Origin of the sequence: Butyricicoccus porcorum, from assembly GCF_051246315.1 — a bacterium.
Taxonomy (GTDB): Bacteria; Bacillota; Clostridia; order Oscillospirales; family Butyricicoccaceae; genus Butyricicoccus_A; species Butyricicoccus_A porcorum.
This window is the reverse complement of record NZ_CP178353.1, coordinates 629,331-650,689: the sequence shown is the minus strand read 5'-3', so window position 1 is coordinate 650,689 and position 21,359 is coordinate 629,331. Positions and strand designations below refer to the sequence as shown.

Below are 21,359 nucleotides of genomic sequence, written 5' to 3'. Positions count from 1 at the left end.
ACGACAGCTGTGAATCCATCGATCCAGGGAACGCGGGATGCTGCGCTGGACAATCTCAAAGGCCTGCTCATCATCAGCGTGGTGTATGTGCATATGTACGACATGCTGGGGCAGAAGACGCCGCTGCTGTACACAATCCGGCTGGTGGTTCTGTCGGTACAGATGCCGCTGTTCCTGTTTTTGTCCGGTTATTTCGGAAAGCATGCGGAAAAACGCCGGCGCGCTGCGCTGGGAGAGTATCTGGTTCCGTTCCTGCTGTTCAATACATTGTATTATATGGTACGTGTCGGGCAGTCGCCGGAGCTGAACTATGGCCTGCTCCGGCCGCTCAACATGTATTGGTTTCTGCTGACGCTGCTGCTCATCCGGCTGCTGCTGCCCGAGCTGCTGCGCATCCGCAGGCTGCTGCCGCTCTCCATCGTGCTGGCGCTGCTCGCGGGCGGGGATCGTTATTTCGGACGCACACTGTCGCTTTCGCGCACTGTGTGCTTTTTCCCGTTTTACCTGCTCGGCTACTATTGTACAGAGGCGCATATGAAGCGCATTCGGCGTTTGCCGATACCCGTCGCGCTGCTGTGCGGCGGAACAGGCGCGTTTCTGGCGCTGTGGCTGACCGACACGCTGCATCCGGACGGTTCCGCGAGCCATCCGTTCCAGCTGGTCAATTCCTATGAGACACAGGGGCTGGAGCCGCTGGAGGGCGTTGTATTCCGCCTGTCCATTTATCTGATTGCGCCGCTGCTCGGCGTGATGCTGCTGCGGCTGATTCCGGCGGGCAGAGGCGTGCTCACGCGCATAGGGCGCGGCAGCATGACGGTGTATCTGCTGCACGCCTTCCCGATGCTGTGGGTTGTCGGGCACTGGGAGTGGCTGTGTGGGCTGCTGGTACGGCTGGTTCCGGCGCTGGAGGGATACAAATACCCGGGGCGGCTGGATTACGGCATCCCGCAGCTCGCCCTGCTGCTGGCATATGCGCTTGTCGTGTCACTGGTGCTGAGCAGTCCGATTGTCACGCGCGCCTATAACCGGATGATGGATGCGGTGCAGCGCATGCTGTTTCGACCGGTACATAGCGCGGAAAAGTGAAAGAATGGTCAAAAGATGCAGGAAATCGCGCAGATTTCCTGCATTTGTGCGCAAAAATGCTTGTCAGCCGCGCATGGGTTTGCTATAATGCATAATGTATCGGTGGCCGTATGTGCCGCCGCGGTTTCCCGGCTGGATGCGGAAACCGGAGAGGGGGCAATTTCGCTTTGGATAAGCGGTTGAGCAAAATTTTGGAACCGGGCTTCGGTATGTATTTTGTTATTTTCCTGCTGTTCGCCTGCGTCAGCGCCTTTTTTTCGCTGTATCTGGCGGTGTTTGAACTGATCGTATGCGGTGTGCTGTACGGCTATTATAATGTCACCATGCGCCGCCGCAAGCGGGAAATGCTGCAATATCTGGAAACGGTATCCGGCAACATCGATGCGGAATCGCAGCAGACGATGAGTACCTTTCCGCTGCCGATTACGGTGTGCATGATCGGAACCAGCCAGATTGTCTGGTGCAATGACCGGTTCAACGAGGTCTATGATATGACCGACAGCCTGTTTGAACAGACGGTGGGCGACATCGTCCCGGGCTTCGATACCACATGGCTACTGGAGAAAAAGACGCGGTATCCGTCCGAGGTCAAGGTCGGAGACCGGTATTATACCGTGCTCGGCTCGCTGGTACAGCCGGCGGACGGCAGCACGAGCGTGCTGATGACGCTGTACTGGATTGATTCCACAGAGCTGGTTTCCCTGCGCAGGGAGTTTGAGGAGAGCCGCCCGGTGGTGTCCATCATTTCCATTGACAATTACGAGGAGCTGGTCAAAAATGTCAGCGACTCGGAGAAGGCGACGCTGCTCGCCGCGATTGACAACCGCATCGGCGAATGGGCGAAGGATGTACACGGTGTGCTGCGCAAATTCGACCGCGACCGGTATATTTTCATCATTGAGGAGCGCGATCTCGCCGCGATTGCGCAGGACAAATTCTCCGTGCTCGATTCGGTGCGCTCCATTATCTCGCGCGAGGGCATCAACGCGACGCTGTCCATCGGCATCGGCCGCGACGGGCGCACGCTGGAGGAGAAATACGAATTTGCCGCGCTTGCGCTGGAAATGGCGCTCTCGCGCGGCGGCGATCAGACGGTTATCAAAAACCGGTTTGCCTTCGAGTTCTTTGGCGGCGTGACCAAGGAAGTGGAAAAGCGCACAAAGGTCAAATCGCGCGTCATGGCGAACGCGCTCGGCCAGCTGATGCGCGACTCGTCGCAGGTATTTGTCATGGGTCACCGCAATTCGGATATTGACGCTGTCGGCGCCGCTGTCGGCGTCGTATGTGCCGCGCGCAGCCGCGGCAAGCAGGTGCATATTGTCCTGCGCCGTGCGCAGACGCTGGCACAGCCGCTGCTGGATAAAATCGACGCAAGCGGCGAATACAACGGTATCTTTATCGAGCCGGAGCAGGCAGAGGAGATGATCGACGCGGGCAGCCTGATGGTTGTCGTCGATACCAACCGCCCGGACTTTGTCGAAGCGCCGGAGCTGCTCCAGCGCTGCCGCCGTGTGGCGGTCATTGACCACCACCGCCGTGCCGCGGATTATATCGAAAACTGTGCGGTCAACATGCACGAGCCGTCGGCATCGTCTGCCAGCGAGCTGGTGAGCGAGCTGTTGCAGTACATGGTGCCCAACCAGACCATCAGCCGCCTGGAGGCGGAGGCGCTTCTGGCGGGCATCCATCTGGACACCAAGGGCTTTTCCATCAAGGCCGGTGTGCGCACGTTCGAGGCGGCAGCTTATCTGCGCCGCGCCGGTGCGGACATGACGTCAGTCAAGCGTATGTTCCAGAATTCGTTTGACGAATACATGCAGCGCGAGCGCGTGATCTCGTGCGCGCGTTCGACCGCAGGCGGCATTGTCATTGCTGTCGCGGATTTTCAGACCTCCCGCCCGATCGCGGCACAGGCTGCGGACGAGCTTTTGAATATCATCGGTGTGCGTGCGAGCATCGTCGCGTTCCCGCTCGGGGACGATATCGTGGTTTCCGCGCGCTCGATGGGCAGCGTCAATGTACAGATCATTACGGAGATGCTGGGCGGCGGCGGCAGCCTGACGGCTGCGGGCGCACAGATGAAGAACACCGACAGCCGCACGGCGACGGAGCGCATTTATCACGCCGTCGAAACGTATCTGGAATGCCAGAGTGCGCAGGAGGACGAGGAGACACAATAAGATTTCAGCTACCCAGGAGGGATTCGTTATGAAGGTAATTTTACAGCAGGACGTCAAGGGCAAGGGCAAGAAGGGCCAGCTCGTCGAGGTATCTGAGGGCTATGGCAGAAACTACCTGCTGCCCAGAGGTTTGGCAGTTGCCGCAACCGCGGACAACATGAACCAGATGAAGCAGGCGGAGGAGGCACGCGCACACCGTGAGGCTGTGGAGCGCGCAGAGGCCGAGGCCAACGCAAAGAAGTTTGAATCCATCATCGTGCATATGACCGCCAAGGGCGGCACGAGCGGACGCATCTTCGGCTCGGTCACGAGCAAGGAGATTGCGGCGCAGCTCAAGAAGGAGCATGGCATCGAGATCAACAAACAGAAGATTGTTCTGGATGAGGCAATTAAGTCGTTCGGCACGTTCGAGCTGAAGGTCAAGCTGTATCCGGAGGTTGTCGGCAAGCTGAAGGTTCAGGTAACGGAGGCGGAGTAATTCCGCGCGGTCAGGAGGGAAATCAGCATGGCAATGGATGAACTGCTGGCGCGGCAGATGCCGCAGGCGCTGGAAGCGGAACAGGCAGTGATCGGCTCCATGCTGATCGATCCGTCCTGTATTCCGGAGGTCATTGAGCTGCTGCGCCCGGAGGACTTTTATGCGGAGGAAAACCGCCGCATTTTTGAGACCATTTTTGAGATGTTCACCGGCTCGGTGCGCATCGATGCCGTGACCGTGCTCAATGAGCTGAAGATCAACGGCACATATGACGACGCGGGCGGCCGCGCCTACCTGTCCCAGCTGATGGATGTCACGCCGACCGCAGCGGGCGTGCGCGAATATGCACGCATCATCCGCGACAAAAGCATGCTGCGCGAAATCGCGTCGGCCGGCGCGGATATCCAGGCAATGGCGTATGAGGGCGCCGGTGAGGCGGGCGATATCGCGGAGTCGGCGGAGCAGAAAATTTATGCGGTGCGCCATGGGCGTGAGGTACAGGGACTGACTCCGATCAAGAGCGTCATTCTGGACGTCTACAACCGCCTGGATGAGCTGGCGCAGAGCGAGAGCGGGCTGCCCGGCCTGCCGACCGGCTTCCATGAGCTAGACCGAAGGCTGACCGGTTTGAACAAATCCGACCTCATTCTCATTGCGGCGCGTCCGGGTATGGGCAAGACCGCCTTTGCCCTCAATGTCGCGCTGTATGCCGCCAAGCATACGTCCAAGGACGTCGTCCTGTTCCAGCTCGAGATGAGCAAGGATCAGCTGGCGTCCCGTCTGCTGGCACAGGAGGCGGTCATCGATTCACAGAAGCTCAAGACCGGTGAGCTCGACCCGGATGACTGGGCGAAAATCGCGCGTGCGTCCAACACGCTTGCAAAGACGCATATTTATGTCGATGACAACCCCGCGATTACCGTTGCCGAAATCAAGGCGAAATGCCGCCGCCTCGGCGACAATCTCGGCCTGATCGTCATTGACTATTTGCAGCTGATGCAGTCGGGCAAGCGCACAGAAAGCCGTGTCAACGAGATCGGCGAGATCTCCCGCGCCATGAAAATCATGGCAAAGGAGCTGAATGTACCGGTCATCTGCCTGTCACAGCTGTCGCGTGCGGTCGAAAAGCGCGAGGACAAAAAGCCGATGCTGTCTGACCTGCGTGAATCCGGCGCCATCGAGCAGGACGCCGATATCGTCCTGTTTATCTACCGCGACGATTATTACGACAGCGACAGCGATGAAAAAAACAACGCGGAAATTATTATCGCAAAAAACCGCCATGGTGCGACCGGTTCGGTCATGCTCCAGTGGCTCGGTCAGTATACAACCTTTTATAATCAGGATCGGATGCACGAATGAAGCAGCTGGTACACCGTACAATTGAACAGTACGCTATGATTCCGGACGGCGCGCGCGTGCTGTGCGGCCTGTCGGGTGGTGCGGATTCGGTCAGCCTGCTGCTGTGCCTGCACGAGCTGGGCTATGATGTGTGCGCCTGCCACTTAAACCACGGGCTGCGCGGCGCGCAGGCGGATGCGGACGAAGCCTTTTGCCGCGCACTGTGCGAACGCCTTGCCATCCCGTTTTACGCGGAAGTATGCGATGCGGGTGCCGCCGCCGCGCAGCAAAAGCAGTCGGTGGAGACCGCGGCGCGTGCGCTGCGGTATGCGTTTTTTGACCGCTGTGCGCAGAAATGCGGCGCGGCGCGCATTGCGACGGCACACACGGCGGATGACAATCTGGAAACCATGCTGTTTCACCTCATCCGCGGGACAGGCAGCGCCGGGCTGGCGGGCATTCCGCCGGTGCGGGGCACTATCATCCGTCCGTTGATCGCGGTCGAGCGGCGGCAGGTGGAGGAGTATCTCGTGCAGCGCGGGCAGGACTGGCGCACGGATGCGACCAATCTGGATAACAGCTGTACGCGCAACCGCATCCGGCACACCGTCATTCCCGCCCTGCGGGATATTGAACCGGCTGCCGCGCGCCATGCGGCGCAGGCGGCGGCGCTGCTGCGGCAGGACAACGACTGCCTCGATGCGCTGGTACAGGTCGGCGGGACCTCAGTTTCGGCAGCACGGCTGCGTGACATGCCGGAGGCGCTGGCATCGCGCGCGGTGCGCGACATGCTCGTGCATGCGGGCACGCCGATGGGCGAGGTTGGGCAGCGGCAGATTGCCGCCGTGCTGGCACTCGCACGGAAAAAGTCCGGCACGGCAAGCCTGCCGGGACGGCGGCGCGCCTTGCGGCGCGGCAATGAAATCCGCATTGAACCGATGCCGCCCGAGACCGGTCAGGTCGAACTGGTTCCGGAGAAGCCGGTGCGGTTTGGTGCATATCTCGTGTGTATCACGAGAAAAATACAGGATATTCACAGTTCGTTCAAATTTTATCCGATTGCATATGATACAATCAACACAGTCTGCCTGTCTGTACGGCGCTGGAGGCCGGACGATCGCATGACCCTGCCGGGTGCGCGCGGTGCCCGCTCGCTCAAACGGCTGTATGCCGAGCGCGGGATTGCGCCGGAGCAGCGCGATGCGCTGCCGGTGCTGTGCTGCGGCGGGGAGATTGTGGCGGCTGCCGGAATCGGTGTCGACAGCAGGTATTGCGGTACGACCGGGGCGTTTGCTGTCGCGCACGATGCGGACGGCAGAAAAAAGAGAGGAGCAAAGGTATGAATCAGGATATCGAGAGAGTACTTCTGTCTGAAGAAGAAATTGCAGCCAAGGTAAAGGAGATCGGCGCAAAAATTTCGGAGGATTATGCGGGCAGAGATCCGATTATTATCAGCGTGCTCAAGGGTTCGTTTATGTTTATGGCGGATCTGGTGCGCGCGATCACCATTCCATGTACGGTCGACTTTATGTCGGTATCCAGCTATGGTTCCGGCACAAGTTCCTCCGGTGAGGTGAAAATTGTCAAGGATTTTGACAACAGCATTGAGAACCGCCACGTTATCATTGTCGAGGACATTCTCGACAGCGGGCGCACGCTCAGCTATCTGATGAAGACACTAAAGGCGCGCGGCGCGGCATCGATTGCGCTGTGCACGTTTTTAGATAAACCGGAGCGCCGGGTTGTACCGGTGGAGGTTGCCTACAGCGGCTTCCGTGTTCCGGATTCGTTTATTGTGGGCTATGGTCTGGATTATGACCAGCAGTACCGCAACCTGCCGTATGTCGGCGTGCTCAAGCCGTCGGTATATGGAGAATAACACTTCCGGCAACGGAGAGGAGTGACATATACTTTTGAATCGAAACACCAACAAAATGAAGGGCCTGGGGTTCTATGCCATCATCCTTGTCCTTCTCGTCATTACAGTTTCCGTGCTGTTGCAGCAGGATACGACGCCGGCGGTGACTTATGCGCAGGTGATTGAATCGTTTGAAGACGAACAGGTCACGAGCTTCGTCATTGACGGCAGCACGCTCAAGGCGACACTCAAGGACGATACGACACTGGAATACCGTCTGCCCAGCGTTGAGCTGTTCTTCAATGACCTCGGTGACACCATCCGCCAGCAGAAGGCGGACGGCATCCTCAAGGACTACGACTGGAAGACACAGGAAATCCCATGGTGGGCGAGCATCGTGCCGTATATTATCCTGTTCGCCATCTTCGGCCTGTTCTGGTATTTTATGTTCAGCAAACAGGATGGTGGCGGACGCGGCGCCATGCAGTTCGGCAAGGCGCGCGCCAAGCTCGCAACCGATGACAAGCGCCATGTGACGTTCCAGGATGTCGCGGGTGCGGATGAGGAAAAGACGGAGTTGGAGGAAATTGTCGAATTCCTCAAGAACCCGCAGAAATTTACCACCATCGGCGCGCGCATCCCAAAGGGTGTGCTGCTTGTCGGCCCTCCGGGTACCGGCAAGACGCTGCTCGCACGTGCGGTTGCAGGTGAGGCAGGTGTACCGTTTCTGTCGATTTCCGGCTCAGATTTCGTCGAGCTGTATGTCGGTGTCGGTGCATCGCGTGTCCGCGACCTGTTTGAACAGGCAAAGAAAAATTCCCCGGCGATTGTCTTTATCGATGAGATTGATGCCGTTGGCCGACACAGAGGCGCGGGTCTCGGCGGCGGACATGATGAGCGCGAGCAGACGCTCAATCAGCTGCTCGTCGAGATGGACGGCTTCGGCGCAAATGAAGGCGTTATTGTCATCGCTGCGACCAACCGTCAGGATATTCTTGACCCGGCACTGCTGCGTCCGGGACGCTTTGACCGTCAGGTCTATGTGGGCGCACCGGATATGAAGGGTCGCGAGGACATCCTCAAGGTACACGCGCGCGGCAAACAGTTCGATCCGGATGTCCGGTTTGACTCGATTGCAAAATCCACCGCAGGCTTCACCGGCGCTGATCTGGAAAACCTGCTGAACGAAGCTGCTCTGCTGGCGGCACGCCGCAACAAGCGCCTCATCAGCATGGAGGATATCGAGGATTCGTTCCTCAAGGTCATCATGGGCACCGAGAAGAAGAGCCGTGTCATGAGCGAAAAGGAGAAGCGCCTGACTGCCTATCATGAGGCAGGTCATGCAGTTGTCACACGCCTGCTTCCGACACAGGATCCGGTGCATCAGATTTCCATCGTGCCGCGCGGACGCGCGGGCGGCTTTACCATGAGCCTGCCGCAGGAGGATAAGTTCTATGCCTCCAAAAACGAAATGCTGGAACAGATCGTGACGCTGCTCGGCGGCCGTGTCGCGGAAAAGCTGACGATGGATGACATTTCCACCGGCGCCTCCAACGACATCGAGCGCGCAACCCAGATGGCACGCAGTATGGTTACCAAGTATGGTATGAGTGACCGCATTGGCCCGATCAATTATGGCGCAGGTCAGGAAGAGGTGTTCCTCGGTCGTGACTTTGCCACCTCCAAAAACTTCTCCGAGGAAATCGCTTCGGAAATTGATGCGGAAATCCGCCGCATCATCACGGAAGCATATGAGAAGTGCGAAGAAATGCTGAAGAGCCATATGGAGCAGCTGACCAGGGTTGCTGAGTATCTGATCCGCAATGAGACCATGGACGGCGAGGCATTCGAGAAGCTGTTCAACGGCGAGGATGTACCGGATCATCAGCGCGGCGAGCAGATGTTCCATCTCGAGCGCGGCGCAGCACATACGGCGGCAGACGACAAAAAGTCTGAAAAATCGGAGGATGACGCGGCGACACAGGTCTTTGAGACAAAGGATGCCGCAGACGATGCCGACCAGACGCAGAAGCTGCTGGATGACGCAGTTACGCAGGTGTTCGGCGCGAATGCTGCGGAACAGCCAGAGGATTCCGACAGCGAAAAGCCGGAGGAATAATCCACCACAGAAACAGAAAATGACGTTCTCGACCGACGCAGCTGCGCCGGGAGAACGTCATTTTTTTATGCGGTTGTCAGGGAGCGGCATCAGGCCTTTGGGGATTGCGTATCCTCCTGCACCTCCGGCCGTGCATCCGGTTCGGCTTCGGGGAGTGTCTGCTGGGCGGGGATGTTCTTTTCATTCGGCAGAGAAGCCAGATTGAATGTGACAGCACCCGGCATGATATCCGCCTGAGAATAGCAGAAGCTGCCGCCCGCTTCGCCGTCCAGCGTCCATGGCAACGGTATTTCCGAAATAACCGTGACCGATTTGGCACGGCGGAAATAAATATACGGGGACTCTTCTACCTTCTGGAACATCAGGCTGGAAATAATGGCATTGAGTTCGATGACATTGGACGGCATGCGGACAACAAGCACCTCAAACAGACCGTCATCCAGCTGGACACCTGTGCGGCTGATATCCATGATGCCTGCAATTGAGGTGGAATTGGAAATTTGTCCATAGATATAATCGCCCTCGACTTCCTCGCCGTCACAGGTGATTTTCAGGTGATAGCTCTGGATTGAGGCAAGCGATTTGACACCTTCCAGAATATAGGCGGCATGGCCGAGTGCATTTTTGAGCGGCTGTGGTGTCTCGTAGGATACTTCGGTAAACAGGCCGAATGCCGCGACATACGTGAAGTATTTGCCGTTAAACCGCCCGATGTCACAGCGGAAAGCATCGCCGTTGCAGAATTGTTCGGCGGACTGCGCCATTTCACCGCTGATACCGAGTGTATTGGCAAAATCGTTGGTGGTTCCGGCGGGGATATAGCCAAGGCGCGGACGGTCTTCCGGATCGCAGAACATCAGGCCGGTGACCGCTTCGTTCAGTGTGCCGTCGCCGCCGACACAGACCAGTGCGTCATACTGCGGCGCAAATTCCGCGACATACCGGCAGGCATCACCCTTCGCCTGTGTGGGGAAGACCGTGACCTGGTAGCCGTGGGTAAAGAAATAATCGATGAGCATAAAAACATTATCCCGTGCGCGATTTTTGCCCGCAGTCGGGTTGATGACCAGCATCAGGCTCTGCTTGCGTCCGCTGAGCATGACGACGCCTCCTTAACAGCAAAAAATGTAACCTTACTTATAATAATGCTTTTTTTCGCACATTGCAATGATATATTTGTAACAGAAATGTAACGAAATAAAGCGTGCTCTTTGAGCAGAAGGGCGGGACAGGCGGCGTATATCGATGCTTGCAATTCCCTGCGCAATCGGGTATACTATATTTGTTGTCTGCGGCGCAAAAATCCGCAGGCAAAACCTGTCTCTGTAGCTCAGTTGGATAGAGCGACCGCCTCCTAAGAGAACGAGGAGCGGACACCTTTTGGGGAGGACCCCACCTTAAAACTTCATATACGTCTCCGTAGCTCAGCAGGATAGAGCATCCGCCTCCTAAGCGGAAGGCCGCGCGTTCGAATCGCGCCGGGGACGCCAGAAATCACGCCGAAAGCCTTGATTTATCAGGGTTTTCGGCTTTCTTTTTCTTTTCCGGTTCGTTCACCTTTGCGGATTTGCTAATAAAACCTGCTAATAAACGACCGGAAATTTGCTGCCGCTAATAGAAAGCGCATGGTCTGCATCAGCGGCCGGAAGAATTCTTTCTGCTAATAGAAGCCGGATTTTCTGACCCGAAAAGCCGGTTTTGGGAGGCCCTTTGCTAACAGGCGTTTTTGACCTCCCAGCGTGACTGCTAATAAAATTATCCGTTATTAGCCGTCTGGATAGACTGAAGAACTTTTGTTAGCAGTTCCGGGTTGCTGGTCAACAGCGCAGCCAAGGCATTTGCGTCCATCGCGGGCGCTTTTTCTGTTGATGCTGGCTGTTGGAGTGGTATCATTTAAGTAGAGTCGGAAAACTCACCAAACTATGATAGAATAAGAACAAAGGAACGGTGAGAAATCATGGCAAGAAGCTACGATAAAGATTTTAAAGAAGAAGCATTGAAGCTCTCAGATGAAATCGGAGCAAAGAAGGCGGCTGACCAGCTTGGAATCCCCTACAATACAGTCACAACCTGGCGAGGTAAGCGAAAGAAATACGGAGATCAGGCATTTGTAGGAAGTGGTCATAAACAACTGCCGGCAAGCGAGCAGGAACGAAGAATGCTTGAGCTGGAGAAGGAAGTCAAAGAGCTCCAACGAGCTAACGATATACTTCAGGAGGCTCTTGGTTTTTTCGCAGCGCGCCGAAAGAAGTAAAAGCACATGAGCGATACCGCTTTATCCACTCTATACAGACAGATTCAGATAAGGAGTGGAGTGTGGAACTATTATGCAGAATTCTTCATATAAGCGAATCTGGATATTATCGATATCTGAAGAATCTCAGTAAGCCGTCTAAGGACGCGCTTCTTTCGGCGGCAATAGACAGGATTATGAATGAATCCGATTATAATGACAATTACGGCGTGGAACGAATGCAGCTTGCCTTGGAGCAGAACGGATTCCACACAGGAAAACGTAGAATCAGGCGAATTATGCACGAAAAAGGTCTGATTCACGGCAGACCCAGACGTCCGCATGGTTTAACACGCGCTGCCACCGAAATTCAAGAGGAGGAAAATCTGATCAAGCAGGATTTTCGGGCTGATACCCCGTATCAAAAACTGCTGACAGATATCACGCAGATCGGCTGCCTGGACGGAAAACTCTATATTTCCCCGATTATGGATTGCTTTAACGGTGAGATTCTTTCTCTTCAGATGGATGACAATATGCGAAAAGAACTTTGTATCAATACACTCAAGGCAGTTGCCTGCCGGTATCCGGTTCGAGGCGCGACACTTCATAGCGATCGCGGAAGCCAGTATACCAGCGAGGCGTTCAAGAAAAAACTTTCTGAATATGGTATGCTGCAGAGCTTAAGCGGTGTGGCACACTGCTACGATAACGCCCGAATGGAGAGCTTCTTCGCAACTTTGAAGAAGGAACTGCTCTATAGAATTCCTACTTACCGAATGCCAATGGCGGAGGTTAAATCTATTATCTTTCGATATGTGTTTATCTACTATAATCGGAAGCGAGTATATACGTCGAATCCCTTAGGGCTTCCACCCGCTGTTTATAAGACACATTACCACAATATGTATCATTCATCTGCTGCTTAAAATTTGTGAGTTTTTAGACTGCACTTTTCTTGACAATTCCATTGGATGAAGCCGGTATCGCTTACTGTTATTTGCCTCCATATAGCCCTGATTTGAATCCGATAGAAAAAATGTGGTCTAAAATCAAAGCTTTCTTGAGAAAGAAAAAAATTCGTATAGTAGCAAAATTGCCAGAAGCAATTGAGAAAGCATTTTCGACTATACAGCAGTCAGACTGTTTGGGATGGTTTCGTTCGTGTAATTATGTGCAATAATTTATTGTTTTGCTATAGAACAACAGTTAAATTCCGATGCGGGCCAAGAGGTTTATACGGAAAAGCGGGAAACCTACTATAAAAAATCCAACTATACTTGGGTAAAAGACTTTTGTAATGAACATCCAACGTGGGACCACACAATGATAAATGGTCGTGCTGTGAGTTTGGCCGTACTTTATTATAGTAAAATATTAGAAAAGCAAGTCCCTGAAGATTATGAATAACATGATATCTATAAAGTTAATGTTTGATCACCAATCTTAGTTGTTTTGCTTTCCACTTATAATAATGGCAGGGTAATATAATTAATGACGCAATTAACTTGCGTCCGCGACTGAATAAAAAGTAGTCAAGAGAAATAGTGTAGTCATCATTTGTTATTTCCATAAAATAAGGACACTTCACACCATGCGAAATGTCCTTATAGGGTCTTGTATTCAGTTGTGTTTTGAATTAAAATAGAGACAGCGTAGTTAATGTGAACGCAGAGCGTTCCCCGACTGCTAACGCTAATAACCGTGCTAAGAACGTAGGTTTTTTGAGGTAATACGGGGTGTCCTTACGAGAAATTCCAGGATACTCGGATTGTTCAATTCCCTTGATTTTACGGTGCTTTTTAGCATGACATGACATTGTGATGAACCCTGGGATATTGAATTTTCCAGACTCCTAAGCGGTAGGCCGGGGGTTCGAATCCCTTCAGGGACGCCAGCAGGAAAAGCCGCTGTCAGGCGGCTTTTCTTTTTTTGCGCGCAGGAAGGGAAGCACGCCGTCCGCATTGCGGAGACAGGCAATTTATGCTATACTGGTTACAACACAGAACAGAAGAATACCCCTCGATTTACCGGAAGGAGGCGAGCCGGTATGAACAGAAAATCTGCATTGTATGCCATGCTGCTGTTGGGAGCACTGCTGCTGACCGGATGCACGAAGACGATATACGAAACGGATCATCTGCGGGCAGTGCGCAGCACAGCCGATGGTGTGATGACGCTGGATATCTATTGCAGTTTCCCGGGCACGGAGCTGAGCGAAGCGGCGCGTGACAATCTGAAGGCACTTCCCACGGTCACAGAAGAAGAAGTCACCCTGTCTGACGGGCAGACCTATGGCGTGCAGACGATGGAACAGAAGAGCAGCTGGCACACCGGCTTGTTCCAATCCTGGGAACAGCTCGAAGAGCTGCTCGGACGGTCCCTGTTACAGAGCACCGTCGTACAGTATCCGGCCGACGGGAATCATTTTTATGTGCAGTACAGCGAGAGCGAAGGCTCAGTTTCCATCGCCTGCGCACAGGTCGAGCAGAATGGTACAGCGATACGGCCTTCTGTGTTTTTCTATCTGGATACGCAGGGAAAGCAGTACATCGCGGGAGGCTCGCAGGTCAGCAAACAGGTTGTTCATGAGACCTATGAGCCGGTCGAAGGCAAACAGGTAGAAATTTTTGCGGATGACAGCACACAGGCGGCGAAGATTCTTGTGCAGGAAAACAATATCGTGTATGCTTGGGATCTGACCTGCGGTATGCAGGAGGCAAAACAGTTTGCCGATACGCTGGAATGGTCTGCATCTGAAACGACGCGAAGCATCACACGGGGGTAAAAATCGTGTTTTTTCCCCGAAATCCGCCCCATTGGGATTGGACTTTCCACATCTTCTTGGTATAATAAAGATAGAAAGGAAGTATCCGAAACGATGCAGAGCACCTGCGTTGCGGACAGGCCTTGTCAGAGCAACAGGCGGGCGTCGCAGCATGTGGTTCAGATACATTTGGAAGAGTGGGAGGGGTCTGGTATAAAGGATAGAAAATGGCATCTGAAGGAAGCCATCGCGTTTTACCAAAGTCAGGGGGCGCCGCACGATCAGCAGGCTCTTCAGGAGCTTTTGACGGAGGTGCAGAAGGAAAAAGGCGGCGTGATTCCAAAAAAAGCATTGGGAAAAATCGCCGATGCCTATGATGTAAAGAAATTCTATCTGCGCGTTGTCATCCGGCAGTCGCCTGAACTGCATCTGGAGGATTGACTGCTTAAAAAATCAGTGAGGGGACAGCGTTTTCCGCTGTCCCCCTTTTTTGCACGGTTCGGATTTTGTTTTCTGTGTCACAGCATCTCAATAAACGCCGCCATGCGGGTGTTCAACTGTTCGATATCCGCCTGCGAATAGTCGGTCTCAACAGCTGTGTACGGGATGCCCTTTTGTTCCTTTACCAGCTTGCGCACCATGCCGGTCTCGACGTTGTAGGTATGACAGGCCTGTAGAACGAGGTCAACCACACCGTCAACCTGGAAATCGTCAATCAGACGGTCAAGCAAAGCCATCCGGTTTTTGTTGGGCGACATGCAGGAGCAGCCGATGTTCAGGTATTTTTCTGCCAATGCACCGTATACATCCGGATTGGTCTCATCGACCGGGTCGAGCGGCTTCATACCGGTACAGTTCTCAAAGCAGACGACGACACCGCCATTTGCTTCAATGGCACGGACAACCTTGAGCGCTGCGCCGCCGGATGGCGAGCCGGTCAGCAGAATACGCTTTTTGTCACCGACGTTGCTGCCCGATGCATATTCCTGTTCAATTTTCGCCGTAATGTCGTCAATTTCTTCTGCCAGTCCCTCTGTGCTGACGCGGAAGCCGATGTTGTACACAGTGTTGATAATATCCAGTCCGCTGACCGGTGCGGGATTGTGTGCCATTGTATATTGCAGACGCACCAGTGCCGCGTTGATTTCATTGCGGATATGAATCTGTTCGCGCACAGCATCGTCCGGGATGGCGGTTTCAAAGGTTTCCTCCAGCAGATTTTTGAAATCAATCAGTTCCTGACGGTACATCTGCATGCCTGCTTCGGTCTGGCTGTTCGGGAGCTGGACGACATGCACCGGCTTAAATTCCGACATCATTTCATACATTTTCTTTTTGCCGTCACAGGTGGTCTCACCGACCACGAGATCGGAGAAATAGAAGAATGGACATTTGTCCGTCTTGGCGAAGCCATAGCTCGACTTAATCAGCGGACACAGGTTGCGCGGCAAATCCTTTTCTGCCTCCGGGATGGTTTCATCGGATACCGAGCACAGTCCGACCACTGCGGCACCCATCGCGTTGGGGATTTCGCGCGGCAGGTAGGTGCAGTAGATGCCGATAACCGGTACGCCTGCATCCTTCAGCTCTTTGATTTTCAGGAATGAATTTTTTCGGGTTTCTGCAAATTCCTCAAAGATTTCCGGCAGCTCTTTTTTTAATTCCATGGGGATTATCTCCTTCTCTGGTATTTTTGCCAACCCAGTACGGCGGCGCCGACGGCGCCGGTAAACTGTGCGAGCGGGTGCGTGGTGATGTCTGCGGGCTTCAGGTATTCGCCCAGAACTGTGCGCATGATGTCTGACTGAGCCAGCCCTCCCGAGAAAAATACCGACGCATGCGCGGCGGCGAGCCTCTGCGCAAAGATTGCTGTACGGCGGCAGATGGAATGCACACAGCCGAGGACAATATCACCGGGCGCGGTTTCCCGCGCCATAAGGCCGACAATTTCGCTCTCCGCAAATACTGTACACATACTGTTGATGGCGACCGGCGTGCAGCCGTGTACAAACGCATCCAGATGGTCGATATCACTGCCGACACGCGCCATGGTCATCTGCATAAACCGCCCGGTTCCGGCGGCACATTTGTCGTTCATCAGGAAATCAGTCACACAGCCATCGCGGTCAAGCGTGATCACCTTGCAATCCTGCCCGCCGATGTCAATGACGGTGCCACAGCCCGGTGCGAGAAATGCGGCACCTGCGCCGTGGCAGGTGATCTCCGTAATTTTGTAATCCGCTTCGCGCAGCAGGTTCCTGCCGTAGCCGGTCGTGGTGACAACGGCGGCTTTTTCCCCGCACAGCTCTGTATACATCTCGCGCAGTGCGGCAGCCGGATTCATGGAAGTCGGGCGCATGGTGCAGGCAGTAATCTCTGTGCCATCGAACAGGACACCCTTGGTTGCCGTTGAACCGGAATCAATTCCAAGGCTGAGCATAGCATCCTCCATTTTCGTTATATTTTTGAAAGAATAACGATTGCTTGAAAAAAGCCGCATGTTTGCGGATTGATGCAGCTCTTGGTGGAAAAATATGCTGAATTGGTATAAAACTCCACAATAGTATCGTTATTTTTTATTATTATAGCATATCTCATACCTCTTGTAAATACAAAACGCCAAAAAGGGCGCCTACACCGTCGTCCTGCCATCCCCGTTATCGCATTCCGACGGCGCAGTGCGCCCCAAAGACCCCGTGCCCACCCTGCCTGCTGACGCTCCCCCGTCCGGCAGGCCATCCATACCTGTCAACGCTCGTGCGCAGTGTGCAGTCAGGAAACAAAACCGCGCCGGTTTCGCATCTTGCTGGATCATGGCTACAGTATATCACAGCGGCGCATGCACAAGGTCGCTTTGCGGGCGACATCGGCAGAATGGGGCGTTTTCCGCGCGCAGAAAAAGCTCCCTCGGCCGGGGCGAAGGGAGCAGGCGCGTCTGTTATTCAGGCAAATACGTGGTCAAATCCTGGTCAGGCGCCCAGCAGCTTCTGGTCAAATGCGAACAGCGCTTCATTGATTGCATAGATGTCGTAGATACCCTCTTCGATGAAATATTCAATAATCACATCGAATTTGCTGCTGTGTGACAGTGCATAGCCTGCCTTGCCAAGCAGGTCGCGTGTCTCATCCAGATCGAGCCGCAGTGCAATGGCGAGCGCAAGCGCAGTCGGCTTGCTCGGATTGTAGCCGTTGTCCTTGCGGATTTTGGAAAACAGCTTGCGGTCAATGTTTGCGCGCTTATAGGTTTCGACATCCGTCATGCCTTTTTCATCAATCAGCCGCAGCAGCATGCGTGAAAATGATTCGTCCAGATTGTAGACAACATCCTCCAGCGACCGCGTGGCGGGAATCGAGCGGAAGGAACAGTTGGACATCAGGGTGTTTTCCTGTGTTTCACTGGTGTCGGGCGGCATCCGGAAATCCGGTACCCACATGTCTGCCTGCTCACGCAGCCGGTTCCGATCGGAGCGAAATTCGGCTCGTCCCCGGCGGGGAACTCTCCGCGTGCCGATATAGTGGTCATCGAGGTACGACTGGACACGTGTAAACTGCTTTTCGCTGCGAAGCGCCGCGCCGGAATCATGGACGACGAGATAAATGTCCATGTCGTGCGTCAACAGGAAGCTGCTGATCGCCAAAACAGCGACATGCATCGTCTCCGCAGGCGGATAGCCGTGTGCACCGGTGGAAATCAGTGGGGACGCCAACGAGCGGCAGTCGCACTGCTGTGCGCGGATGAGCGCATTGTGGTAGCAGCGTTCCAGCAGCTGTGATTCTCCCGGCCTGCCGCCATGCCAGACCGGCGCGGCAGTGTGGATGACATAGTCCGCCGGAAGCGCAAAGCCCGGTGTCATTACGACATCGCCTGTGTCACAGTGCCCGATGGCGCGGCAGGCCTGCTGCATGCGGTCAAAGCCTGCCGCCGCAAAAATCGCGCCGGAGACGCCGTCGCCCGGCGTAAGGTTGCTGTTCGATGGGCACACAACCGCATCGACCGGCATGGCTGTAATATCATTTCTGACGATGGAAAGCGGCATCGTTTCATCCTCCCGCAAAATGGCATAATAACAACAGGATACACCTGTATTTTACAGGAAAACAGCAGGTGTGTCCATGGACAAAACAGACACAGAGAGAAAACTCCCCTGACCGCATGCGGTCAGAGGAGCCGGTTCTATGCGAGGGAACGACGGCAGATCAGCCCTCGTATTCGTCCTCGTTTTCCCAGTTGTGCCAGACATGCTGGACATCATCGTTGTCTTCCAGTGCATCGAGCAGCTTGCGCATGCTCGCCATGTCGTCCGGATTTTCCAGCGTGATGCTGTTGGACGGAACCATCTGGATTTCCGCCTGTGCAAATTCCATACCGGCGGCCTCCAATGCCTCGCGGACAGCGGAGAAGTCCTCCGGGGAGGTGTAAATCTGGAAGCAGTCTTCGTCTGCCTGGAAGTCATCCGCACCTGCGTCCAGTGCGGTCATCATGGTTTCATCCTCGTCGAGGTCGCCGCGCTCGATGATGAGCACGCCCTTCTGTTCAAACTGCCAGGAGACACAGCCGGCATTGCCGAGGCCTGCGCCGAACTTGTCAAAATAGTGGCGGACGTCTGCAACGGTGCGGTTGCGGTTGTCGGTCAGGGTCTCGCAGATGACAGCGATGCCGCCGACGCCGTAGCCCTCGTAGGTATTGGCTTCGTAGTTTACGTTGCTGGTGTTGCCGCGGTCAAGCATGCGCTTGATGTTGTCGTTCGGGACGTTGTTTGCCTTTGCTTCTGCGATGCAGTCGCGCAGCTTTGCGTTGTTATCCGGATTGGCGGAACCGCCTTCTTTGATGGCGACAGCCATTTTACGGCCGATTTTGGTGAAAATAGCCGCCTTTTTGGCATCATTTGCGCCTTTTCTCTTGGCGATATTGTTCCATTTTGAATGTCCAGACATTGGGTCGTACCTCCATATGATATCAGATCATTAAATTTTTTATTAAAAAAACAGGGTTTCAACATCTAATTATATCAAACCTGCGGATGGTTTGCAACAGCGGATTTTCTGCACGGGCGCGGTATAAAATGCGCATGCCGGGTTCATACTAAGCTGCGAAAAGAGGTGATTGTAATGTCCCGCAACCAGAACAGAAACCAGAACCAGAACAGAAACCAGAATCAGCAGCAGAACAATCAGAAGCAGGATCAGAACCAGAACAGAAATCAGCAGAACAGCCGCAACCGGAACAACAGCTCCGAGGGTTAAGCGGACAGCGAACGGGGAATGCCGTCCGGCAGGACAGCATTCCCCGATTTTATTTCTGCTGTGCCCACTGCTGTGCGGCAGGGAGAATGACCTCGAACAGCTCGTTGAGCCGGTCATACTGCCCGCGCAGATACAGCCAGCCGAACAGCGATTCGACTGCGGTGGCGAGTGCATATTCCGTCGGAGAGGATGATTTGGGAACCGATTTCGGCTTGGCATTGCGCCCGTGGCGGAATACCGCCTGTTCCTCCTCTGTCAGCATCGGCTGGATGACATGTGCGCCTGCTGCCTGCGCGCCCGCACAGACCAGTCGGATGGTTTCCCGGTGCAGGTTTCGGCTCGTGACCAGACCGGAGGCGATCAGCCAGCCGCGCGTCATCAGCTCATAGACACTGTCGCCCATGTGCGCGAGCGCAAGCGCGCTGCATTGCCGCAGTGCGTGCTCATCCATCATCGGATGCAAAAAATCAGTCATAGATCTGTCTGCCTTTCATCCGGCGCGGCGGCCGGAAAGTTTTTCTGTTTTTCACAAAAAAAGAATTCCCTTCGGGTGAAAAACAGGGTATAATATCTATGTACTATTATAACGTATTTGCCGCGGCTTTCCAATGTGCAGAACTGCCGAGACACATGCGTTTTTCAGGAAGGAAGATTGGTAGAATGTCTATCATACATATTACAGAGGAAACCTTTGACAAGGAGGTTCTGGAGTCGCCCGTGCCGGTGCTCATTGATTTCTGGGCGGACTGGTGCGGCCCGTGCCGTATGCTTGCGCCGACCATCGACGAGCTGGAGCAGCAGTACCGCGGCAAACTCCATGTTGGCAAAATCGACATTGATCAGCAGCCCAAGCTCGCGCTTGTGCATAAGGTCATGTCCATCCCTACCGTCAGCATTTATGCGCACGGCAAGGAGGTCAAGAGGCTGATCGGTCTGCGTGACAAGCCGGAGCTGGATGCAGTCATTCAGGAAGTGCTTGCAGCGAAATAAAAGAACAAAAGAATGTCCCCGCGGTGCGGTTTGGAAGAGCCGTTCTGCGGGGCATTTTTTGCCGGGAAAGGAGATCAGATGAAACGATATGCAAAAACCATAGGGGCGTTGCTGCTGTCCCTGCTCTTACTGCTGTGCGGCTGTACAGTCCGTGTGGAGATGGCGGACACCGGTTCTGCCGCCAGCGGGCAGACCGTCGAGGTGGACGGCGCGGAGGCTGAGGGCACGGCGCCAGAGGAATCCCCGCTGGACGAGGACGGGACATATACCTCCAAAGAGGAGGTCGCCGCGTACCTCAATACATACGGCCATCTGCCGGGCAATTTCATCACCAAGAAGGAGGCACAGGCGCTCGGCTGGGACAGCAAAGAGGGCAATCTCGGTGCCGTTGCGCCCGGCAAGAGCATCGGCGGCGACTATTTTGGCAACTATGAGGGCAGGCTTCCCGAAGCGGACGGGCGTGAATACCACGAATGCGACATCGACAGCACCGGGAGCTACCGCGGCGCCAAACGTCTGGTGTATTCCAATGATGGCCTGATTTACTACACCGAAGACCATTATGAGACCTTTGAGCTGATGTATGGGGAGGAATCGCCGTGACTGTCGTGCTGGATGCCCGCCGCATGGGGCGGGACGGAGTGTATGCCTATCTGAAGGACATGCTGGAGCTGCCGGACTACTGCGGCAGCAATCTCGATGCACTGTATGACTGCCTGACCGCCCTGCCGGAGACAGAGCTGCTGCTGACGCATGTGCCGGAGGCTGCGGATGGCTTTGAACGCGTCTGCCGCGTGCTGTGTGCAGCGGGACGCGAAAACCCTGCGCTGAAGATTACGATACAAGAAGCATAAATGCATACAGACAGACGCCTGCGATGGGATGAAATCGCAGGCGTTTTTGCTTTCTGGTATCAAATTTCGGCGTTAAGCGCATGGAAAAACGGCGGATTCGGGAGAAATTCGGCACTATTTCAAAAAAATCCGCTTACATGAGGCGATAAAAAGGTGTTACAATAAATATAACGGAAGGATGTACAATGAGGCAAATATACGCATTTGCC

At 54.6% G+C, this 21,359-nt stretch carries 21 protein-coding genes, 1 tRNA gene and 1 pseudogene; 17 read left to right on the top strand and 6 right to left on the bottom strand.

Annotated features, from left to right (window positions below):
- Positions 1-9 precede the first annotated feature (9 nt).
- The 7 genes from ACLM7Z_RS03140 (at position 10) to ftsH (ending at position 9,062) form a co-directional block, all read left to right on the top strand.
- Positions 10-1,086, top strand: a complete 1,077-nt coding sequence (locus tag ACLM7Z_RS03140) for an acyltransferase family protein (RefSeq protein ID WP_273349669.1) — start codon at positions 10-12, stop codon at positions 1,084-1,086.
- 167 nt (positions 1,087-1,253) lie between these two features.
- Positions 1,254-3,266 carry a DHH family phosphoesterase gene (locus ACLM7Z_RS03135; RefSeq protein ID WP_165760988.1) on the top strand — a complete coding sequence of 671 codons (2,013 nt, stop codon included), beginning with the start codon at positions 1,254-1,256 and terminating at the stop codon, positions 3,264-3,266.
- A 28-nt stretch (positions 3,267-3,294) separates the two neighbouring features.
- Positions 3,295-3,744 (top strand): 50S ribosomal protein L9, encoded by a 450-nt coding sequence (gene rplI / locus ACLM7Z_RS03130; protein ID WP_435645582.1) that lies wholly within the window; start codon positions 3,295-3,297, stop codon positions 3,742-3,744.
- Between the two features lie 27 nt (positions 3,745-3,771).
- Positions 3,772-5,106 (top strand): replicative DNA helicase, encoded by a 1,335-nt coding sequence (dnaB, locus tag ACLM7Z_RS03125; protein ID WP_087016738.1) that lies wholly within the window; start codon positions 3,772-3,774, stop codon positions 5,104-5,106.
- A complete protein-coding gene (tilS, locus tag ACLM7Z_RS03120) occupies positions 5,103-6,428 on the top strand; it encodes a tRNA lysidine(34) synthetase TilS (RefSeq protein ID WP_087016736.1) in 1,326 nt (441 codons plus the stop codon). The genes dnaB and tilS overlap by 4 nt, the downstream gene beginning before the upstream one ends.
- Entirely contained in the window at positions 6,425-6,964 is a 540-nt protein-coding gene (hpt, locus tag ACLM7Z_RS03115; protein ID WP_087016734.1) for a hypoxanthine phosphoribosyltransferase, read from the top strand. Before tilS ends, hpt begins: the two co-directional genes overlap by 4 nt.
- Positions 6,965-7,019: 55 nt before the next feature.
- Positions 7,020-9,062, top strand: coding sequence for an ATP-dependent zinc metalloprotease FtsH (gene ftsH, locus ACLM7Z_RS03110; protein WP_087016983.1), 2,043 nt, complete (start codon positions 7,020-7,022; stop codon positions 9,060-9,062).
- Positions 9,063-9,151: 89 nt separating this feature from the next.
- Here the strand turns inward: ftsH and ACLM7Z_RS03105 are convergent, their stop codons facing one another.
- Complete coding sequence (locus ACLM7Z_RS03105; RefSeq protein ID WP_087016732.1) at positions 9,152-10,162, bottom strand: diacylglycerol/lipid kinase family protein; 1,011 nt, start codon at positions 10,160-10,162, stop codon at positions 9,152-9,154.
- Between the two features lie 313 nt (positions 10,163-10,475).
- Here ACLM7Z_RS03105 and ACLM7Z_RS03100 point away from each other — a divergent pair.
- The 6 genes and pseudogenes from ACLM7Z_RS03100 to ACLM7Z_RS03075 all read left to right on the top strand — a co-directional run bounded on the left by ACLM7Z_RS03100 (position 10,476) and on the right by ACLM7Z_RS03075 (position 14,503).
- Positions 10,476-10,552: transfer RNA gene (locus ACLM7Z_RS03100), tRNA-Arg, on the top strand.
- Between the two features lie 467 nt (positions 10,553-11,019).
- Positions 11,020-11,316, top strand: a complete 297-nt coding sequence (locus ACLM7Z_RS03095) for a transposase (RefSeq protein WP_087017840.1) — start codon at positions 11,020-11,022, stop codon at positions 11,314-11,316.
- Between the two features lie 11 nt (positions 11,317-11,327).
- Positions 11,328-12,224 (top strand): annotated as a pseudogene (locus tag ACLM7Z_RS03090) (IS3 family transposase); the annotation flags it as partial.
- Positions 12,225-12,253: 29 nt separating this feature from the next.
- Positions 12,254-12,478, top strand: coding sequence for a transposase (locus tag ACLM7Z_RS03085; protein WP_435645581.1), 225 nt, complete (start codon positions 12,254-12,256; stop codon positions 12,476-12,478).
- An 867-nt stretch (positions 12,479-13,345) separates the two neighbouring features.
- The gene (locus ACLM7Z_RS03080) at positions 13,346-14,083 is read left to right on the top strand and encodes a hypothetical protein (RefSeq protein WP_435645580.1); all 738 of its coding nucleotides are present in this window, start codon (positions 13,346-13,348) and stop codon (positions 14,081-14,083) included.
- A gap of 153 nt (positions 14,084-14,236) precedes the next feature.
- The gene (locus tag ACLM7Z_RS03075) at positions 14,237-14,503 is read left to right on the top strand and encodes a hypothetical protein (protein ID WP_435645579.1); all 267 of its coding nucleotides are present in this window, start codon (positions 14,237-14,239) and stop codon (positions 14,501-14,503) included.
- Between the two features lie 77 nt (positions 14,504-14,580).
- Here ACLM7Z_RS03075 and ACLM7Z_RS03070 read toward each other — a convergent pair whose 3' ends face one another.
- The 4 genes from ACLM7Z_RS03070 to ACLM7Z_RS03055 form a co-directional block, all read right to left on the bottom strand.
- A complete protein-coding gene (locus ACLM7Z_RS03070) occupies positions 14,581-15,729 on the bottom strand; it encodes a double-cubane-cluster-containing anaerobic reductase (protein WP_435645578.1) in 1,149 nt (382 codons plus the stop codon).
- A gap of 5 nt (positions 15,730-15,734) precedes the next feature.
- Complete coding sequence (locus ACLM7Z_RS03065; protein WP_087016701.1) at positions 15,735-16,502, bottom strand: acyl-CoA dehydratase activase; 768 nt, start codon at positions 16,500-16,502, stop codon at positions 15,735-15,737.
- 529 nt (positions 16,503-17,031) lie between these two features.
- Positions 17,032-18,099: a macro domain-containing protein gene (locus tag ACLM7Z_RS03060; RefSeq protein WP_273350531.1), complete on the bottom strand. Its 1,068-nt coding sequence runs from the start codon at positions 18,097-18,099 to the stop codon at positions 17,032-17,034.
- Positions 18,100-18,259: 160 nt separating this feature from the next.
- Positions 18,260-18,997 (bottom strand): YebC/PmpR family DNA-binding transcriptional regulator, encoded by a 738-nt coding sequence (locus ACLM7Z_RS03055; RefSeq protein WP_087016698.1) that lies wholly within the window; start codon positions 18,995-18,997, stop codon positions 18,260-18,262.
- Positions 18,998-19,171: 174 nt separating this feature from the next.
- On the opposite strand from ACLM7Z_RS03055, the gene ACLM7Z_RS03050 reads away from it, so the two are divergent.
- Positions 19,172-19,306: a hypothetical protein gene (locus ACLM7Z_RS03050; RefSeq protein ID WP_435645577.1), complete on the top strand. Its 135-nt coding sequence runs from the start codon at positions 19,172-19,174 to the stop codon at positions 19,304-19,306.
- Positions 19,307-19,355: 49 nt separating this feature from the next.
- Here ACLM7Z_RS03050 and ACLM7Z_RS03045 read toward each other — a convergent pair whose 3' ends face one another.
- Positions 19,356-19,781, bottom strand: coding sequence for a Mini-ribonuclease 3 (locus ACLM7Z_RS03045; protein ID WP_087016696.1), 426 nt, complete (start codon positions 19,779-19,781; stop codon positions 19,356-19,358).
- A 185-nt stretch (positions 19,782-19,966) separates the two neighbouring features.
- On the opposite strand from ACLM7Z_RS03045, the gene trxA reads away from it, so the two are divergent.
- The 3 genes from trxA (at position 19,967) to ACLM7Z_RS03030 (ending at position 21,150) form a co-directional block, all read left to right on the top strand.
- Positions 19,967-20,296 carry a thioredoxin gene (gene trxA, locus ACLM7Z_RS03040; RefSeq protein WP_087016694.1) on the top strand — a complete coding sequence of 110 codons (330 nt, stop codon included), beginning with the start codon at positions 19,967-19,969 and terminating at the stop codon, positions 20,294-20,296.
- Positions 20,297-20,374: 78 nt separating this feature from the next.
- A complete protein-coding gene (locus ACLM7Z_RS03035; protein ID WP_087016981.1) occupies positions 20,375-20,899 on the top strand; it encodes a ribonuclease domain-containing protein in 525 nt (174 codons plus the stop codon).
- Positions 20,896-21,150, top strand: coding sequence for a barstar family protein (locus tag ACLM7Z_RS03030; RefSeq protein ID WP_087016692.1), 255 nt, complete (start codon positions 20,896-20,898; stop codon positions 21,148-21,150). Before ACLM7Z_RS03035 ends, ACLM7Z_RS03030 begins: the two co-directional genes overlap by 4 nt.
- Positions 21,151-21,359: the final 209 nt, after the last annotated feature.